Origin of the sequence: Amycolatopsis ruanii (assembly GCF_003385175.1) — a bacterium.
Taxonomy (GTDB): Bacteria; Actinomycetota; Actinomycetes; order Mycobacteriales; family Pseudonocardiaceae; genus Amycolatopsis_E; species Amycolatopsis_E thermalba.
In genome coordinates, this window is sequence record NZ_PQHY01000024.1 from 22,431 (window position 1) to 39,336 (window position 16,906).

13 protein-coding genes are annotated in these 16,906 nt (G+C 74.2%); 8 read left to right on the forward strand and 5 right to left on the reverse strand.

Annotation, left to right across the window (positions count from 1 at the left end; translation table 11 throughout):
• The first annotated feature begins 3 nt into the window (after nucleotides 1–3).
• The gene (locus D0D28_RS15585; protein ID WP_116111040.1) at nucleotides 4–519 is read left to right on the forward strand and encodes a lytic polysaccharide monooxygenase auxiliary activity family 9 protein; all 516 of its coding nucleotides are present in this window, start codon (nucleotides 4–6) and stop codon (nucleotides 517–519) included.
• Nucleotides 520–564: 45 nt separating this feature from the next.
• On the opposite strand, the gene D0D28_RS15590 is transcribed toward D0D28_RS15585, so the two are convergent.
• The gene (locus D0D28_RS15590) at nucleotides 565–1,302 is read right to left on the reverse strand and encodes an IclR family transcriptional regulator (protein ID WP_116111041.1); all 738 of its coding nucleotides are present in this window, start codon (nucleotides 1,300–1,302) and stop codon (nucleotides 565–567) included.
• 48 nt (nucleotides 1,303–1,350) lie between these two features.
• Here D0D28_RS15590 and D0D28_RS15595 point away from each other — a divergent pair, with 48 nt between their 5' ends.
• The 6 genes from D0D28_RS15595 (at nucleotide 1,351) to D0D28_RS15620 (ending at nucleotide 12,297) form a co-directional block, all read left to right on the forward strand.
• Nucleotides 1,351–2,622, forward strand: a complete 1,272-nt coding sequence (locus D0D28_RS15595; protein WP_094007959.1) for an MFS transporter — start codon at nucleotides 1,351–1,353, stop codon at nucleotides 2,620–2,622.
• Nucleotides 2,619–3,692, forward strand: coding sequence for a cupin domain-containing protein (locus tag D0D28_RS15600; protein WP_116111042.1), 1,074 nt, complete (start codon nucleotides 2,619–2,621; stop codon nucleotides 3,690–3,692). The genes D0D28_RS15595 and D0D28_RS15600 overlap by 4 nt, the downstream gene beginning before the upstream one ends.
• Nucleotides 3,689–4,522: a fumarylacetoacetate hydrolase family protein gene (locus tag D0D28_RS15605; protein WP_094007961.1), complete on the forward strand. Its 834-nt coding sequence runs from the start codon at nucleotides 3,689–3,691 to the stop codon at nucleotides 4,520–4,522. Before D0D28_RS15600 ends, D0D28_RS15605 begins: the two co-directional genes overlap by 4 nt.
• Nucleotides 4,509–5,096 (forward strand): maleylpyruvate isomerase family mycothiol-dependent enzyme, encoded by a 588-nt coding sequence (locus tag D0D28_RS15610; protein WP_240323219.1) that lies wholly within the window; start codon nucleotides 4,509–4,511, stop codon nucleotides 5,094–5,096. The genes D0D28_RS15605 and D0D28_RS15610 overlap by 14 nt, the downstream gene beginning before the upstream one ends.
• Before the next feature lie 11 nt (nucleotides 5,097–5,107).
• On the forward strand, nucleotides 5,108–6,280 hold the full coding sequence (locus tag D0D28_RS15615; protein ID WP_116111043.1) for an FAD-dependent monooxygenase: 1,173 nt from the start codon (nucleotides 5,108–5,110) through the stop codon (nucleotides 6,278–6,280).
• A gap of 533 nt (nucleotides 6,281–6,813) precedes the next feature.
• Nucleotides 6,814–12,297, forward strand: coding sequence for a carboxyl transferase domain-containing protein (locus D0D28_RS15620; RefSeq protein WP_116111076.1), 5,484 nt, complete (start codon nucleotides 6,814–6,816; stop codon nucleotides 12,295–12,297).
• Nucleotides 12,298–12,414: 117 nt separating this feature from the next.
• Here D0D28_RS15620 and D0D28_RS15625 read toward each other — a convergent pair whose 3' ends face one another.
• Together D0D28_RS15625 and D0D28_RS15630 are read right to left on the reverse strand one after the other, a co-directional pair.
• Entirely contained in the window at nucleotides 12,415–12,633 is a 219-nt protein-coding gene (locus tag D0D28_RS15625) for a hypothetical protein (protein ID WP_205413276.1), read from the reverse strand.
• An 83-nt stretch (nucleotides 12,634–12,716) separates the two neighbouring features.
• Complete coding sequence (locus D0D28_RS15630; RefSeq protein ID WP_240323220.1) at nucleotides 12,717–13,940, reverse strand: alpha/beta fold hydrolase; 1,224 nt, start codon at nucleotides 13,938–13,940, stop codon at nucleotides 12,717–12,719.
• 347 nt (nucleotides 13,941–14,287) lie between these two features.
• Between D0D28_RS15630 and D0D28_RS15635 the strand changes: the two genes are divergently transcribed.
• Nucleotides 14,288–14,722: a hypothetical protein gene (locus D0D28_RS15635; RefSeq protein ID WP_094007964.1), complete on the forward strand. Its 435-nt coding sequence runs from the start codon at nucleotides 14,288–14,290 to the stop codon at nucleotides 14,720–14,722.
• A gap of 157 nt (nucleotides 14,723–14,879) precedes the next feature.
• Here D0D28_RS15635 and D0D28_RS15640 read toward each other — a convergent pair whose 3' ends face one another.
• Nucleotides 14,880–15,527, reverse strand: coding sequence for a response regulator transcription factor (locus D0D28_RS15640; RefSeq protein ID WP_094007965.1), 648 nt, complete (start codon nucleotides 15,525–15,527; stop codon nucleotides 14,880–14,882).
• The gene (locus tag D0D28_RS15645; RefSeq protein ID WP_205413277.1) at nucleotides 15,524–16,705 is read right to left on the reverse strand and encodes a sensor histidine kinase; all 1,182 of its coding nucleotides are present in this window, start codon (nucleotides 16,703–16,705) and stop codon (nucleotides 15,524–15,526) included. Before D0D28_RS15645 ends, D0D28_RS15640 begins: the two co-directional genes overlap by 4 nt.
• Between the last annotated feature and the right edge of the window lie 201 nt (nucleotides 16,706–16,906).

Consider the following 16,906-nt stretch of genomic DNA (forward strand, 5'->3'; position numbering starts at 1 on the left):
GACATGACCATGAGACGACGCATCGCGACCATCGCCGCCGGGGCGGCTCTCGCTCCCCTCGCCCTCGTGGCCCTCCCGGGCACCGCCAGCGCCCACGGCTACGTGAACTCGCCGCCCAGCAGGCAGGCCCAGTGCGCCCAGGGGATCGTGCCCTGCGGCGACATCAAGTACGAACCGCAGAGCGTGGAGGGTCCCAAGGGCCTGCGCAGCTGCAGCGGGGGCAACACCCGCTTCGCCGAGCTGGACGACGACGGCAAGGGCTGGCGCGCCACCCCGGTCGTCGGCACCGTGACCTTCACCTGGAGGCTGACCGCCCAGCACCGCACCAGCACGTGGGAGTACTACATCGGCGACCGGCGCGTCGGCTTCGTCGACGACCACGGTGCCCAGCCGCCGGCGACCGTCTCCCACCCGGTCGACCTCACCGGCTTCACCGGATGGCAGAAGCTGCTCGCGGTCTGGAACGTCGCCGACACCGCCAACGCCTTCTACGCCTGCGTCGACCTGCAGATCGGCTGACCCGCGGGTGGTCCCGCGCCCGTCCGCGCGGGGCCGCCACCCCGATCAGCCGTCTCCCAGGTCGCGGGCGATCGCCGTCGCGGTGGCGGACAGGGCGCCCACCCAGGTGGGCAGCACGTCGTGGTCGAAGCGGGCCGACGGGAGCGCCACCGAGACCGCCGCCGCGGGCTCGTCGGCGCCGGGCCACGGGATCGCCACCCCGACGGCCGTCAGCCCGGTCTCGGTGAGCTGGTCGTTGATCGCGAAGCCGCGCCGCCGGATCAGGCCCAGCTCGCGCCGCAGCCGGGTCAGGTTCACGTCCGTCCCGGCGTACCGGCGCGTCAGCTCGGCCGCCGGCAGCGCGGCCAGCAGCGCCTTGCCGCCCGACGCGAGGTGCGCGGGCAGCACCCGCCCGACCCGGTCGCCCACGCGCAGGATCTGGTCGCACTCCACCGAAGCCAGGAACCGCGCCTCCGTCCCGGCCAGCACCTGCAGGTTCACCGTCTCCCGCACCCGCGCCACCAGCGCCCGCAGGTGGGGCATCGCCACCTCGCGCAGCAACGCCACCGGCGCGCCGACCGGATCGGCCGGCCGCAGCACCGGCCCCGCCCGGTAGCGGCGGTCCGGCCCCTGCTCGGCGAAATCCCGGTACACCAGCATCGCCAGCAGCCGGTGCGCCGTCGACCGCGACACCCCCAGCCGCGCCGCCGCCTCCGACACCCCCAGCGGCCCCTCCTGCAGCATCGTCGCGAGGTGCAGCGCGTGGTCGACCGAGTCGATCGCGTACGGCGGTTTGTTCTTCACAGCAGAATTGTAGATCCCTGCTGACAGAACCTCGCTTACGTTCCTCGCATGCCCGCCCCACCGCGCAACGTCGCGCCCCTGGTGACCGCCCTGTGCTGGGTGGTCGTCGTGTTCGACGGATACGACCTCATCGTCTACGGCACGGTCCTGCCGCAGCTGCTCACCGAACCCGGCTGGAACCTGACCAGCAGCACCGCCGGCCTGCTCGGCAGCCTCGCCTTCCTCGGCATGCTGCTCGGCGCCCTGCTCGCCGGCCGCCTGGCCGACGCGCTCGGCCGCCGCCGGACCATCCTGGCCTGCACCGCCTGGTTCTCGGTGTTCACCGCGCTCTGCGCGATCGCCCCGGACCCGGTCGTCTTCGGCGCCTTCCGCCTGCTCGCCGGGCTCGGCCTGGGCGGCCTCGTGCCCTCGGCCAACGCCCTGGGCAGCGAGTTCGTCCCCGCCCGCAGCCGCTCGCTGGTCGCCACGCTGATGATGTCCGGTGTCCCGATCGGCGGCAGCCTCGCCGCGCTGATCGGCATCGCGGTCCTGCCCCGCTACGGCTGGCCGGCGATGTTCGCGATCGCCCTGCTCGCGCTCGTCCTCGTGCTGCCGCTGTGCGCGTGGCTGCTGCCCGAATCCCCGGCCTGGCTGCGCGCCAAGGGCCGCATCGCGCAAGCCGAGGCACTGGAACGCAAGTACTCCCTCGTACCGGAGACGGAAACCGTGCCGCACCGGGGTTTCCGCGCCCTGCTGAAGCCGCCCTGCACCCGCGCCACCGTGCTGTTCGCCCTCGCCACGCTGGCGACGCTGTTCGCCTGGTACGGGCTGGGCACCTGGCTGCCGCAGCTGATGCGGCAGAGCGGGTTCGACCTCGGCTCCGCGCTGACGTTCCTGCTCGCGCTCAACCTCGGCGCCGTCGGCGGCTCGCTGGTCACCGCGTGGGCCGGCGCCCGCCTCGGCCCGCGCCGGGCCGCCGTGCTCGCCGCGGCCGTCGCCGCCGCCGGCCTGCTCGTGCTGGTGCTGCGCCCGTCGCAGGCGGGCGCCTACCTCGCGCTGGTCCTGGCCGGCGTCGGCACCCACGGCACGCAGTGCCTGATCATCGCCGCGGTCGCCGACCACTACCCGGCCCCGCTGCGCGGCTCCGCGCTCGGCTCGGCGCTGGGCATCGGCCGCATCGGCGCCGTGCTCGCCCCGCAGGCCGGCGGCTGGCTGCTGGCCGCCGGGTTCGGCGTCACCGCCAACTTCCTCGTGTTCGCCATCGGCGCGGCCGTCGCCAGCGGCTTCGTCTGGGCCTGCCCCCGTCCCGTCATCCGTAAGGAAGGAGTGGTCACCCGATGACCAGCAACCAGCCCGAGCCGTCCCCCGAACTCGACGAGCTGTACCGGGGGTTCGCCGAGGAACTCCTCGTTCCACTGTGGACCGAGATCGGCGACCTGATGCCGATGAGCCCGTCCCCGGCGATGCGCCCGCACGCCTGGCGCTGGAAGACCCTGCTGCCGCTCGCGGAAAAGGCCGGCGAGCTGGTGCCGGTCGGCCGCGGCGGCGAGCGGCGCGCCATCGCGCTCGCCAACCCGGGGCTCGGCGGCGCGCCGTACGCGACGCCGACCCTGTGGGCGGCGATCCAGTACCTCGGCCCGGGCGAGAACGCGCCCGAGCACCGGCACACGCAGAACGCGTTCCGGTTCGTCGTCGAGGGCGAAGGCGTGTGGACGGTCGTCGACGGCGACCCGGTCGCCATGCGCCGCGGCGACTTCCTGCTCACCCCCGGCTGGCACTTCCACGGCCACCACAACACCTCCAGCGAGCCGATGGCCTGGATCGACGGCCTGGACATCCCGTTCGTGCACTACACCGGCTCGGCGTTCTTCGAGTTCGGCCCGGAGCGGGTGTCCAGCACCGACACCCCGGAGCGCTCCCGCGCCGAGCGGCTGTGGGCCCACCCCGGCCTGCGCCCGGTGTCGCAGACCGCGCCCGCGGTGCACTCGCCGATCGCCGCCTACCGGTGGGAGCACACCGACGCCGCGATGACCGACCAGCTCGCCCTGGAGGACGAGGGCTACCCGGGCGTGGTCGAGCCGGGTCACGCCGCGATCCGCTTCACCAACCCGACCACCGGCGGCGACGTCATGCCGACCATCCGCGCCGAGTTCCACCGGCTGCGTCCCGGCGCGGAAACCGCGCCGCGGCAGGAGGTCGGCTCCGCCGTGTGGCAGGTGTTCGACGGCTCCGGCACGGTCCGCGTCGCCGATCAGGAGTGGACCGTCGACCACGGTGACCTGTTCGTCGTGCCGTCCTGGGCCGAGGTGACCCTGGCCGCCGACACGCAGCTGGACCTGTTCCGGTTCAGCGACACCCCGATCTTCGAGCGACTGCACGCCGACCGCGTGCGGGTGGGAGGACAGCAGTGAAACTCGCGACCCTGCGCACCGCCGAGGGCACCCGCGCGATCCGCGTCGAGGGCGAGCGGTACGCCGAACTCGGCGCGCCGGATGTCGGCGCCTTCCTCGCCCAGGAGGACTGGCGCGCCCAGGCCGGAGCGGTCACGCCGGAGCGGCCGCTGGCGGGTGCCGGCCTCGCCCCGGTCGTGCCGCGGCCGGGCAAGATCCTGTGCGTCGGCCTGAACTACCGCAACCACATCCTGGAGATGGGCCGCGAGCTGCCGCGGTACCCGACGCTGTTCGCCAAGTACCCGGAGGCGCTCGTCGGCCCGGCCGACCCGATCGCGCTGCCGCCCGAATCGGACGCCGTGGACTGGGAGGCCGAGCTGGCGCTGGTCATCGGCGCGACCGTGCGCCGCGCGAGCGAGACCGAGGCGGCCGCCGCGATCGCCGGGTTCAGCGTCCTCAACGACGTCACCACCCGCGACTGGCAGTACCGGTCGCCGATGTGGTTGCAGGGCAAGACGTTCGAGGGAACCACCCCGTTCGGCCCGTACCTGGTGACCCCGGACGAGCTGCCCGGCGGCACCACACCCGCCCTGGACCTGAGCTGCTCGGTCGACGGCGAGCAGGTGCAGAAGGCGAACACCGGCGACCTGGTGTTCGGCCCGGTCGACCTGGTCCGGTACGCGTCCACGATCCTGACGCTGCGGCCCGGCGACGTGATCGCCACCGGCACGCCCGGCGGAGTGGGCCACGCCCGCAAGCCGCCGCGCTACCTGTCCGGCGGCGCCCGGCTGGTCACCGAGATCAGCGGCCTGGGCCGGCTGGAGAACGTGGCGCGTGATGAGCACGCGTGACTGGATGGACGAGGGCACCCGGCTGGTCCTCGGGGTGATCGGCGAGCTGTCCGACGCGGAGTTCGACGCGCCGACGCTGCTGCCCGGCTGGACCCGCCGCCACCTCGTCGCGCACCTGCACTACAACGCCGAAGCGCTGCGGCGCCTGGTCAGCTGGGCCCGCACCGGGGTCGAATCACGCATGTACGCGAGCACCGAGCAGCGCAACGCCGAGATCGAGACGGGCGCGCGGCTGCCCGTGGCCGAACTGCGCCGCCTGGTGCGGGAATCGGCGGACGCGCTGGCCGCGGACCTGGACGGACTCCCGGATGCGGCGTGGGCCAGCCAGGTGGTCACCGCGCAGGGCCGGACCGTGCCGGCCACCGAGATCGTCTGGATGCGCACCCGCGAGGTCGCCGTGCACGCGGCCGATCTCGACCGCGGCGTGGGGTTCGGCGATCTGCCCGCGGACCTGGTCGAGGCCCTGATCGGCGACGCGCTCAAGCGCCGGATCGCGCAGGGGCACGGGCCCGCGCTCGCGCGCTGGCTCACCGGACGCACCGGCCAGGCCCCCGAACTCGGCCCGTGGTTGTAGGAGGAGAGGACATGACCGACACCGATGTCGTGGTGGTGGGCGGCGGGATCGGCGGGCTGGCCAACGCCCTCGCCCTCGCCGCGGCCGGGCAGCGCGTCCGCGTGCTGGAGCGCGCGCCCGCGTTCGCCGAGGTGGGCGCCGGGCTGCAGCTGGCGCCCAACGCCACCCGGATCCTGCGCGAGTGGGGCCTGCTCGACGAGGTCGTCGCGCGCGGGGTGCTGCCGCGGCGGCTCGTGCTCAAGGACGCGCTCGACGGCGCCGAGCTGACCTCGATGGACCTCGGTCCGGGGTTCGTCGAGCGCTACGGCGCGCCGTACGTGGTGATCCACCGCAGCGACCTGCTGACGATCCTGCACGACGCGTGCGCCCGCGCCGGGGTCGAGCTGCTGGCCGACCACAAGGTGGACGACGTCGAGGTGCTGTCCGAGGGCGTGCGCGTGCGGGCGGGGGAGCGGGAGTTCGCGGCGGGCGCGGCGCTGGCGGCCGACGGGTTGTGGTCGTCGCTGCGGCCGCGGCTGTCCGGCGACCAGCCGGTGTGCTCGGGTTACGTCGCCTACCGCGGCACCCGCCCGGTGGCCGAGGTGACCGGGCTGGACTCCGACGTGCTCACCGACGTGGTCGTCCACTTCGGACCACGGTGTCACCTCGTGCAGTACCCGCTGCGGGGCGGGGAACTGCTCAACACGGTCGCGGTGTTCGCCTCGCCCGCGTACGCGCGCGGCGAGGCGGAGTGGGGCGGCCCGGAGGAGCTGGACACGGCGTTCGAGGGCACGTGCGACGCGGTGCGGCGTGGCCTGGCGTGGCTGTGGCGGGACCGGCGGTGGCCGATGTACGACCGGCTGCCGGTGGACCGCTGGGTCGACGGGCGGCTGGCCCTGACCGGCGACGCGGCGCACCCGATGTTGCAGTACCTCGCGCAGGGGGCGTGCCAGGCCCTGGAGGACGCGCACAGCCTCGCCGGGGAGGTCGCGAAGCAGCAGGCCGCGGCGGCGCTGGACTGGCCGTCCGCGCTCGCGGCCTACGAACAGGCCCGCACGGCGCGGACGGCGCGGGTGCAGTCGAGCGCCCGGGTGTGGGGCGAGCTGTGGCACTGCGACGGCCTCGCCCGGCTGCTGCGCAACCAGTACCTGAGCGAACGCCGCCTGGACGACTACCGCTGGACCGACTGGCTCTACCAGCCGTGAGCCGGTGCCGGGACGCCCCGCCGGGTGCGGGGTGTCCCGTTGGTGGCTTGCGTGTGATGGCTTTGTGCGGCTGTTGCGCAACGAGTACGTGAGTGAACGCCGTCTGGACGGCTACCGCTGGACGGACTGGCTCTACCGGCCGTGAGCCGGTGCCGGGGCACCTCGCCGGGCGGGGTGCCCCGTCGGCGGCCTGGATCCACCGGCCCGTGACGCGGTGCCGGGGGCGCCCCGCCGGGTGCGGGGTGTCCCGTCGGCGATGCGCTTCCCGGTCCGTCGCTGACGGCCCCACCGGCTGTTGGCCGTCCTCTACAAGGGCGAGTGATCAGGCTCTCACGATCCGCGCGGTCCCGCGTGCGCGCGAGCCGCCGGCATTGTCCCGGGTCAGCGCGCTGCTTTGGAGGGTTCCGACAAAAATCCGCCCACGGCACGGTGCGGGTGCGACGATCACACTACCGATGGGTACGCGCGATGCTGGACCAGCGGCCAGGGGAGGCCGCGCCGTCCAACCACCACAACCTGTGAGGCTCGATTCGGTGTTCAGTCGTGTCGCGATCGTCAACCGGGGAGAAGCCGCGATGCGGCTCATCCACGCCGTCGGTGAGCTCAACGCGGAGGGCGGGCCACGCATCGAGACGGTGGCCCTCTACACCGACGCGGACCGCAACGCCACGTTCGTGCGGGAAGCCGACATCGCCTACAACCTGGGGCCCGCGGCCAACCGCCCCTACCTCGACCTCGCCGTCCTCGAACGCGCCCTGATCGAGACGAAGGCCGACGCCGCGTGGGTCGGCTGGGGCTTCGTCGCCGAGGACCCGGCCTTCGCCGAACTCTGCGAGAAGATCGGCGTCACCTTCATCGGCCCGAACCCGGACGCCATGCGCAAACTGGGGGACAAGATCGGCGCCAAGCTGATCGCCGAAGAGGTCGGCGTACCGGTCGCGCCGTGGAGCCGCGTGGCGTTGCAGGAACTGGACGCCGCCCTGCGCTCGGCCGAGCGGATCGGCTACCCGCTGATGCTCAAGGCCACCGCGGGCGGCGGCGGCCGCGGCATCCGGGTGATCAACAACGCCGACGAGCTGCGCGATGCCTACGAGCGCACCAGCCAGGAGGCCGCGCGCGCCTTCGGCAGCGGCGTGGTGTTCCTGGAGCGCCTGGTCACCGGCGCCCGGCACGTCGAGGTCCAGGTCATCGCCGACGGCCAGGGCACCGCGTGGGCGCTGGGCGTGCGCGACTGCTCCGTGCAGCGCCGCAACCAGAAGATCATCGAGGAGTCCTCCTCGCCGCTGCTCGCGCCGGACCAGGTGGCCGAGCTGAAGGCCTCCGCCGAGCGGCTGGCCGTCGCGGTCGGCTACCGCGGCGCCGCCACCGTCGAGTTCCTGTACCACCCGGTGGAGAAGCTGTTCGCCTTCCTCGAGGTCAACACCCGCCTGCAGGTCGAGCACCCCATCACCGAGGCCACCACCGGCATGGACCTGGTCAAGGCCCAGCTGCACGTCGCCTCCGGCGGCAAGCTCGAGGGCACCCCGCCCGCCGAGCTGGGCCACGCCATCGAGGCCCGGCTCAACGCCGAGGACCCCGACCCCGACTTCGCGCCCGCCCCGGGCCGCATCGCGCTGCTCGACCTCCCGGCCGGCCCCGGCATCCGGGTCGACACCGGCGTCAGCGAGGGCGACACCATCCCCGCCGACTTCGACTCGATGATCGCCAAGATCATCGCCTACGGCCGCGACCGCGATGAGGCGCTGTCCCGGCTGCGCCGCGCGATGCGCGAGACCACCGTGCTCATCGAGGGCGGCACCACCAACAAGAGCTTCGTCCTCGACCTGCTCGACCAGCCCGAGGTGATCGACGCCAGCGCCGACACCGGCTGGATCGACCGGGTCCGCGCCCAGGGCCGCCTGGTCTCGCACGCCCACTCCGGCATCGCGCTGGCCGCCGCCGCGATCGAGGCCTACCAGGACGAGAAGCAGGTGGAGCTGCAGCGCCTGCTGTCCACCGCGCACGGCGGGCGCCCGCAGGTGCAGCACGAGGTGGGCCGCCCGATCGACCTCAAGCTGCGTGGCGCGACCTACCGGCTGACCGTCGCCGAGACCGGTCCCGGCCGCTACCGCATCGGGTTCGTCACCGGCGACGACGTGGAGACCGTCGACGCCGAGCTGGAGCGGTACGACGAGCACACCGGCCAGATCCACGTCAACGGCCGCCGCTTCCGGCTGGTGACCGGCACGCACGGGCCGATCCACCTGGTCGAGGTCGACGGCGTGACGCACCGGATCAGCCGCGACGAGGGCGGCGTGGTCCGCTCGCCCGCCCCGGCCCTGGTGGTCGCCACGCCGCGCGCCGTCGGCGACGAGGTCGAGGCCGGCGCCCCGGTGCTGGTGCTGGAGTCCATGAAGATGGAGACCGTCCTGCGCGCGCCGTTCAAGGCGCTGCTCAAGGAGTCGATGGTCTCCGTCGGCAGCCAGGTCGAGACCGGCGCCGCCCTGCTGCGCCTGGAACCGCTGGCCGAGGACGCCGACGCCGCGCCGGAAACCGCCGGGGTGGACCTGGACCTGCCGTCCGAGCCGGACGGTCTGACCGCGATGCAGCGCGCCGAGCGCGGGATGAACGACCTGCGCAGCATGCTGCTCGGGTTCGACGTCGACCCGCGCGACGGCGGCCGCACCCTGGCCGGGTACCTCGCCGCGCGGTCCGAGCTGCGGTACCGGGGCCTGGCCGCCGAGGCCGGGCTGCTGGAGATCTTCGCCGACCTGTCCGAGCTGTCCCGCAACAAGCCCGACGGCGAGGAGACCAAGGCCGAGACGCGGGTGCACAGCCCGCGCGAGCACTTCCACACCTACCTGCAGAGCCTGGACGCCGAGCGCGCCGGGCTGTCGGAGACCTTCCAGGGCCGGCTGACCCGCGTGCTGAGCCACTACGGGGTCGAGGGGCTGGACCGCACGCCCGAGCTGGAGGAAGCGGTCTTCCGCATCTTCCTCGCCCAGCAGCGCGCCGCCTCCGACGTCGCGGTGATCACCGCGCTGCTGCAGCAGTGGCTCACCGAGGCCCCGCCGGACAACGGCTCGCGGCAGACCGTCGGCCAGGCGCTGGAGCACCTGATCCGCGCCACGCAGCTGCGGTTCCCGGTGGTCGGCGACCTCGCCCGCAGCGTGGTGTTCCGCTGGTTCGCCCAGCCGCTGCTGCGCCGCACCCGCGCCGAGGTCTACACGAAGGTGCGCCGGCACCTCGGCTACCTGGACGCCAACCCGGAGGCGCCCGACCGCGAGCAGCGCATCGCCGAGATGGTCGCCAGCCCCGAACCGCTGGTGCGGCTGGTCGGCCAGCGCATCGGGCGGCCCGGCCTGGACCCGGGCCCGCTGCTGGAGGTGCTGAGCCGCCGCTACTACCGCGAGCACGGCCTGGAGGGCGTGGAGACCGGCACCGCGGGCGGGCACGCGTTCGTCACCGCCGGGTACGACCTGGACGGCCAGCGGCAGCGGCTCATCGCCACCGTCGCCGACTTCACCGGCCTGGCCGACGCGGTGCGCACGGTCGCCGAGGTCGCGGCGAAGGCCGAGCCGGGCGCGTTGGTCGCCGACGTCTACCTGACCTGGACCGGCCAGCCGGCCGAGGCCGACCTCATGGCCGCCGAGCTGCGCGAGGTGCTGTCCCGGGTCGCGCTGCCGGCCGACCTGCGCCGCATCACCACCACGGTCGCCGGGCGCAGCGGCTCGGCGATGCACCACCACTTCACGTTCCGGCCGTCGTCGGCGGGCCTGACCGAGGAGCGGCTGATCCGCGGCCTGCACCCGCTGATCGGGCAGCGGCTGCAGCTGCGGCGCCTGCAGAACTTCGACCTCACCCGGCTGCCGTCGGCCGACGAGGACGTCTACCTGCTGCGCTGCGTCGCGCCGAAGAACCCGTCCGACGAGCGGCTCGTCGCGATGGCGCAGGTCCGCGACCTGACCCCGCTGCGCGACGACGAGGGCCGCATCCTCGCCCTGCCCGCCGTCGAGGGCGCGCTCGGCGCGTGCCTGGACGCGATCCGCAAGGTGCAGGCCCAGCGCCCGGCCAAGAAGCGGCTCGACACCAACCGGATCTTCCTCTACGTGTGGCCGCCGAGCGACCTCACGGCCGACGACCTGAACACGGTCGCGCAGCGGGTGGTGCCGTCGACCGCGGTCGCCGGTGTCGAGGAGGTGCTGTTCCTCGGCCGCCAGCGGGACAAGGAGACCGGTGAGCTGCGGCCGATCGCGGTGCGGGTGACCTACGACGTCGCCACCGGGGTGCGGCTGACCATCACCGATCCGCCGACCGAGCTGATCCAGCCGCTGGACGACTACGGCCAGAAGGTGCTGCGGGCGCGGCGCCGCGGCACGGTCTACCCGTACGAGCTGACCGGCATGCTGGCCGGCGAGGGCGGCTCGTTCACCGAGTACGACCTCGACGACTCCGGCGCGCTGGTGCCGGTCGAGCGCGAGAAGGGGCTCAACAAGGCCGGGATCGTGGCCGGGGTGGCGACCACGCCGACCGAGCGGTACCCGGAGGGCGTGACCCGCGTGGTGCTGCTCGGCGACCCGACGAAGGCGCTCGGCGCGCTGTCCGAACCGGAGTGCGCGCGGGTCATCGCGGCGCTGGACCTGGCGGACCGGCTGGGCGTTCCGGTCGAGTGGTACGCGCTGTCGGCCGGGGCGCGGATCGCGATGGACTCCGGCACCGAGAACATGGACTGGATCGCCGCGGCCCTGCGCCGGATCGTCCAGTTCACCCAGGACGGTGGCGAGATCAACATCGTGGTGGCCGGCATCAACGTGGGCGCCCAGCCGTACTGGAACGCCGAGGCCACGATGCTCATGCACACCAAGGGTGTCCTGGTGATGACGCCGGACTCGGCGATGGTGCTCACCGGCAAGCAGTCGCTGGACTTCTCCGGGGGCGTGTCGGCCGAGGACAACTTCGGCATCGGCGGCTACGACCGGGTGATGGGCCCGAACGGGCAGGCGCAGTACTGGGCGCCGAACCTCGGCGCCGCGCACGGCGTGCTGATGTCCCACTACGACCACACGTACGTGCTGCCGGGGGAGACCGGCCCGCGCCGGGCGGTCACCACCGACCCGGTGGACCGGGACATCTCCGACTACCCGCACGCGATCGTCGGGTCCGACTTCACCACGGTGGGCCAGATCTTCTCGCGGGAGACCAACCCGGACCGCAAGAAGCCGTTCGACATCCGCACCGTGATGCGCGCCCTGGCCGACCAGGACCACGCGATCCTGGAACGCTGGGCCGGCATGGCGGACGCGGAGACCGCGGTGGTGCAGGACGTGCACCTCGGCGGCTATCCGGTGTGCCTGCTGGGCATCGAGTCGCGGTCGGTGCCGCGGCGCGGGTTCCCGCCCACCGACGGACCGGACACCTACACCGCCGGCACGTTGTTCCCGCGCTCGTCGAAGAAGGCGGCGCGCGCGATCAACGCGGCGAGCGGGAACCGGCCGCTGGTGGTGCTGGCGAACCTGTCCGGTTTCGACGGTTCCCCGGAGTCGATGCGCAAGCTCCAGCTGGAGTACGGCGCGGAGATCGGGCGGGCGATCGTGAACTTCCGCGGGCCGATCGTGTTCTGCGTGATCTCCCGCTACCACGGTGGGGCGTTCGTGGTGTTCTCGAAGACGCTGAACCCGAACATGACGGTGCTGGCCGTGGACGGTTCGTACGCCTCGGTGCTGGGCGGCGCCCCCGCGGCGGCGGTGGTGTTCGCGCAGGAGGTCAACGCCCGCACGGCGAACGACCCGCGGGTGACGGAGCTGGTGGCGCGGATCGCGGCGGCGGACAGCGCCTCGCGGGCCGCGCTGGTGACCCAGCTGGCGGACGTCCGGGCGTCGGTGCGGGCCGAGAAGCTGGGCGAGGTGGCCGCCGAGTTCGACGGGGTGCACTCGATCCAGCGGGCGCAGCGGGTGGGCTCGGTGGACGCCATCATCCGCCCGGAGGAGCTGCGGCCGCAGATCATCGCCGCCGTGGAGCGCGGACTGGCGCGGAGCTGACGGCGACGGGCCGCTGCCTCGCGGGGCAGCGGCCCGCTCGCCAGGCCCTGATGTGCCCCGGACTACTGGCCGTTGGGGCCGGCGCGAGGGGCGCCCGGGTTCCGGCCCGGGCGCCCGTCAGACTCCCGCGTGGCGGTTCCGCGCCACCGCGCGGAGGACCCGCCGGGCGGCCCGGTCCGGGGAGCCGTCCCCGGCCAGGACCACTCCCAGCCCCGGGAACTTCTTCCGCAGGCGGGCGGCCTCGGCGGGGTCGTGCAGCACCAGGCAGCCGCCCTCGCCCCGGTCAGCCATCCGCCGGGCGTACTCGGCGGCGGACCCCTGGCTGTCGACGGCCACGTCGGGCACCTCGGCCCCGTCGCGGCGCACCTCCGCCCCGGCGGCCTTGTTCGGGGGCGCCCGGGTTCCGGCCCGGGCGCCCGTCAGACTCCCGCGTGGCGGTTCCGCGCCACCGCGCGGAGGACCCGCTGGGCGGCCCGCTCGGGTGAGCCGTCCCCGGCCAGGACCACTCCCAGCCCCGGGAACTTCTTCCGCAGGCGGGCGGCCTCGGCGGGGTCGTGCAGCACCAGGCAGCCGCCCTCGCCCCGCTCAGCCATCCGCCGCGCGTACTCGGCGGCGGACCCCTGGCTGTCGACGACCACGTCGGGCACCTCGGCCCCGTCGCGGCGCACCTCCGCCCCGGCGGCCGCGAACGCCGCCGAGACGGCCCCGGCGAAGCGGCTCGCCCCGGTGACCAGCACCGAATACCCCTCGAATCCGGCGGACCGCGCCCGCCGCAGCGACCGGCTCTCCGGCGCGCCCTCGGCGAACTCGACCAGCTCGGCCGCGCACCGCGCGATCACGTCCGGCCGCTCCCGCGGGATCCAGTGCCCGCCGGGCAACCGCCGCACCCACAGCCGCGGCGCCCACCGCGCCACGTCGGTCTGCAGCGCGGGCGTCACGTACGGATCACCCAGCGGCGCGAGCACCTGCACCGGCACCTCGGCGGGCCGCGGCCGCGGGCGCGACAACCGGACGCCGACGTTGGCCCGGTACAGCTCCAGCCCGTGCACGGCGTCCGCCACCGCCGGACGGCCCGCCGCACTGCCCGAAAGCCGCCGCAACACCCAGCGGCCCACCCCGGACCGCCAGCTCAGCTCGGGAACCAGCGGGATCCGGAAGAACACGATGTAGGCCGAGTGCACCAGCTGCCGCAGCGCGGGCCCCCACCCCGACGGCCGCCGCAACCGGGCGCGGACCCAGTGCCCGACGTGGTCCAGCGAGGGCCCGGAGATCGAGGTGAACGACGCGATCCGCCCGCGCAGCCGCTCCCCGGTCACCGCGTGCCAGCTTTGGATCGACCCCCAGTCGTGCGCGACGAGGTGCGCCGGGCGGTCCGGGCTGACCTCGTCGAGCACGGCGGCCAGGTCCTCGGCCAGCCGGTCGAGCGCGTAGGCCGCGCGCCGCGACGGGCGATCCGACTCGCCCGCGCCCCGGACGTCGTAGGTGACCACGTGGAACCGCGGTTCGAGCCGGGCCACCACGCCGTCCCACACGGAACGGTCGTCGGGGTAGCCGTGCACGCACACCACTGTCGGCGCCGCCGGATCGCCGGCCTCCGCGACCGCGATCCGGGTGCCGTCCCGGGACACCACTCGCCGGACCACGCCGCCTCCTCCCTGAAGCCATTACCCGAAGTAACAGTTACTGCGATGAGCATCGGCGGCCGGGGAGGTGTTGTCAACCTCCGGAACCTGGTCCAGTCCACACCCGTGAGTGACGCACCAACGATGGATGCCCTGCGCCACAACGAATTTCACCGCGCCCGCCGTGACGGATCGGTTTCGCGGGGCCGACCAGCGGGAGTTCGGCTGTCGCGCCGACACGCCGTGATCGCAACGTGTCCTGCGTCACATCTACCTGCCGGATTTGCCCCGGCGGTCCCGGGCACCCGGTCCGCGGAGCCGGTCAGGTTCCGGTCCGGAATCCGTTGATACGAAGGGAATTCAGAACAATGAACGTTCGTCGCTTCGCGATCGCCAGCCTGCTGGCCATCCCGCTGTCGTTCGGTGCCGCGGGCATCGCGTCGGCTGACAGCTACGGGGCCTACGGTGAGTCCAGCGCGTCCGCCGGGGCGCACGGCGCCGCGATCAGCAACACCGGCGCGGTCGCGGGCCACGATGACGGCTACGACCACGACGGCTGGGGCCACGGCCACCACGGCTACGCCGCCTACCACGACTCCAGTCTGTCGGCCGGCCCGGACGGCGCGGGCGGCGAGTACACCGTCGCCGGCACCAACGGCCACCACGCCTGGTACGCCGATGGCTGCTTCTGGGCGGGCCCGAATGGTGCGCACGCGAGTGAGACCCACGCGGTCGCGGGGCACGACCACCACGGCCACGACTGGGACGATGAAGAGGACGAGGACGAGGGCTACGACGACTGACGCCGGCCGCCTCTCTCCCTGACGGTGACCCCCAGCTCCGGCCGGGGGTCACCGTTTCCCGGTGCCGGGGTTGCGGCTGTTGGGCACCCCGGCCAGTGGCGTCTTCCGGCTGGGGCGTTTTTTGTGGCCGGGCTCCGGCGTGCCCCGTCGGCTGGGGTCATCGTTTCCCGGTGTCCGGTGTCAGGTCGTGGCGCACCGCCAGGATCGCCAGGTGCACGCGGCTCGGGCTGCCGGTCTTGTCCATCAGGTTCGCGACGTGCGTCTTGACCGTCGTGACCCCGACGTGCATCCGCGCCGCGATGTCCGCATTGGACAGTCCCATCCCGACCAGCCCCAGGACTTCCCGTTCGCGCGGGGTCAGCGGCAGTTCCGGGCGCGGCGCCCGGGACCGCACCGCCTGCCCGACCAGCCGCCGCAGGACGTCGTCGCTGAACGGGCTGCCGCCCGCCGCCGCCCGGCGGATCCCGTCGAGCAGCTCGGCGGGCGTGGCGTCCTTCGCGAGGAACCCGCACGCGCCCGCCGCCAGCGCCGGGTACAGGTGCTCGTCGTCGTCGAAGGTCGTCAGCACCACGATCCGCGTCGCCGGCCGCTCGCCGAGGATCGTCTTCGTCGCGGCGATCCCGTCCACGCCCGGCATCCGCAGGTCCATCAGCACCACGTCGGGCTTCACCCGGCCGGCCAGCCGCACCGCCTCACCGCCGTGCGGCGCCTCCCCGACGACCTCGATGTCGGGAGTGGACTCGCACAGCATGCGCAGACCGGCGCGGACGAGCTGCTGGTCGTCGACGAGCAGGGTGCGGATCACGGGCCCTCCGGGGATGCCTGGGCGGACGTCTCCGCCGGGATCGACGCCCGCACCCGCCAGCCGTCGCCGTGCGGGCCGGCCTCCAGGGAACCGCCGACCAGGTCGACGCGCTCCCGCAGGCCGACCAGGCCGAAGCCGGGCTCACCACCGCCGTCCCGCGTGCCGCCGGTGTCGGTGACCTCGACCAGCACCTGCCCGCCGCCCGAGTCCACCCGCACGCACGCCCGCGCGCCCGGCCCGGCGTGCTTGGCCACGTTCGTCAGGCTCTCCTGCACCAGCCGCAGCACCGCCAGGCCGCGCAGCGAGTCCAGCGCCGCGATGCCCGGGTCGACGCGGCAGTCGATCGCCAGCCCGGCCCGCCTGCTGCGCTCGATCACCGACTCGACCGCGGCCGGCAGCGACGCCGTCTCGATGAGCACCCCGTGGTCGCGCACGCTCGCCGGATCGCGCAGCGCGGACACCAGCTCCCGCAGGTCGGACAGCGTCCGGGTGGCCGAGGCGTGCACGTCGTCGAGCACCTCGCCGACCCGCGGGTCCAGGTCCGGCACCACGGCCCGCGCCACCCCCACCCGCAGCGCCATCGACGCGACGTGGTGGGCGACCAGGTCGTGCAGTTCGCGAGCGATCTCGGTGCGCTCGGTCAGCCGGGCGCCGCGCGCGGCCAGTTCGCGGCGCGCTTCGGCCTCGGTGGCCCGCGCGCTCGCCTGCGCCACCGCGCGCACCCCGGCCCGCAGGTAGGCGCCGAGCAGCAGCGGCCCGCCGACGACGGTGAGCACGCGGTAGCCGACGGCGAGCACGCCGGTGAGCACGTGGTCGTAGGTGCCGAGCACGAAGTACACGGCGGTGACCGCGCCCGCGCCGAGCAGCGCGGTGCGCATCGGGCGGCGGATGGCCAGCTCGAACAGCGCCACGCCGGCCAGCACCTTCACCGCGACCGGGGTCGCGTCCGCCCACTGGTGCGCGGCCAGGATGAGCAGCGCCTCCGCGACGGTGACCGCCAGCGGCCACACCCCGCCCGCGAGGAACACCCCCGCCGCGGCGAACACGACCGCCCAGTCCGCGGCCGTCGGCTCGGGCCCCTGCACCAGCAGCAGATACCCCGGGCCGACCACCAGCGGCACCAGGCGCGCGGGCCCGAACCGGTCACCCACCGCCCGCCCCACCCACGCCAGTACCACACGACGACAGTAATCGACCCCCGGCGCCGGGCGTCTCCTCCTCAGGAAGGAGATCCGGGCGGTTTGCTGGGGAGGATGCGGCGCTGATTCCGGGGCGCGTTCGCCTCGGGAGCGAGGGCGAGCGGCCGCGGCACTCGACGGCGATGGCAGGCGGAGGCCGGGTGTCGCGACCTCAGGAGGGAGGTTCGGCCTGCGGCCGGT

Excerpts from the sequence above, each read along its gene's own strand:
- D0D28_RS15600 (WP_116111042.1), top strand. The coding sequence starts at position 2,619 with ATGACCAGCAACCAGCCCGAGCCGTCCCCCGAACTCGACGAGCTGTAC.
- D0D28_RS15610 (WP_240323219.1), top strand. The coding sequence starts at position 4,509 with ATGAGCACGCGTGACTGGATGGACGAGGGCACCCGGCTGGTCCTCGGG.
- D0D28_RS15585 (WP_116111040.1), top strand. The coding sequence starts at position 4 with ATGACCATGAGACGACGCATCGCGACCATCGCCGCCGGGGCGGCTCTC.
- D0D28_RS15595 (WP_094007959.1), top strand. The coding sequence starts at position 1,351 with ATGCCCGCCCCACCGCGCAACGTCGCGCCCCTGGTGACCGCCCTGTGC.
- D0D28_RS15635 (WP_094007964.1), top strand. The coding sequence starts at position 14,288 with ATGAACGTTCGTCGCTTCGCGATCGCCAGCCTGCTGGCCATCCCGCTG.
- D0D28_RS15615 (WP_116111043.1), top strand. The coding sequence starts at position 5,108 with ATGACCGACACCGATGTCGTGGTGGTGGGCGGCGGGATCGGCGGGCTG.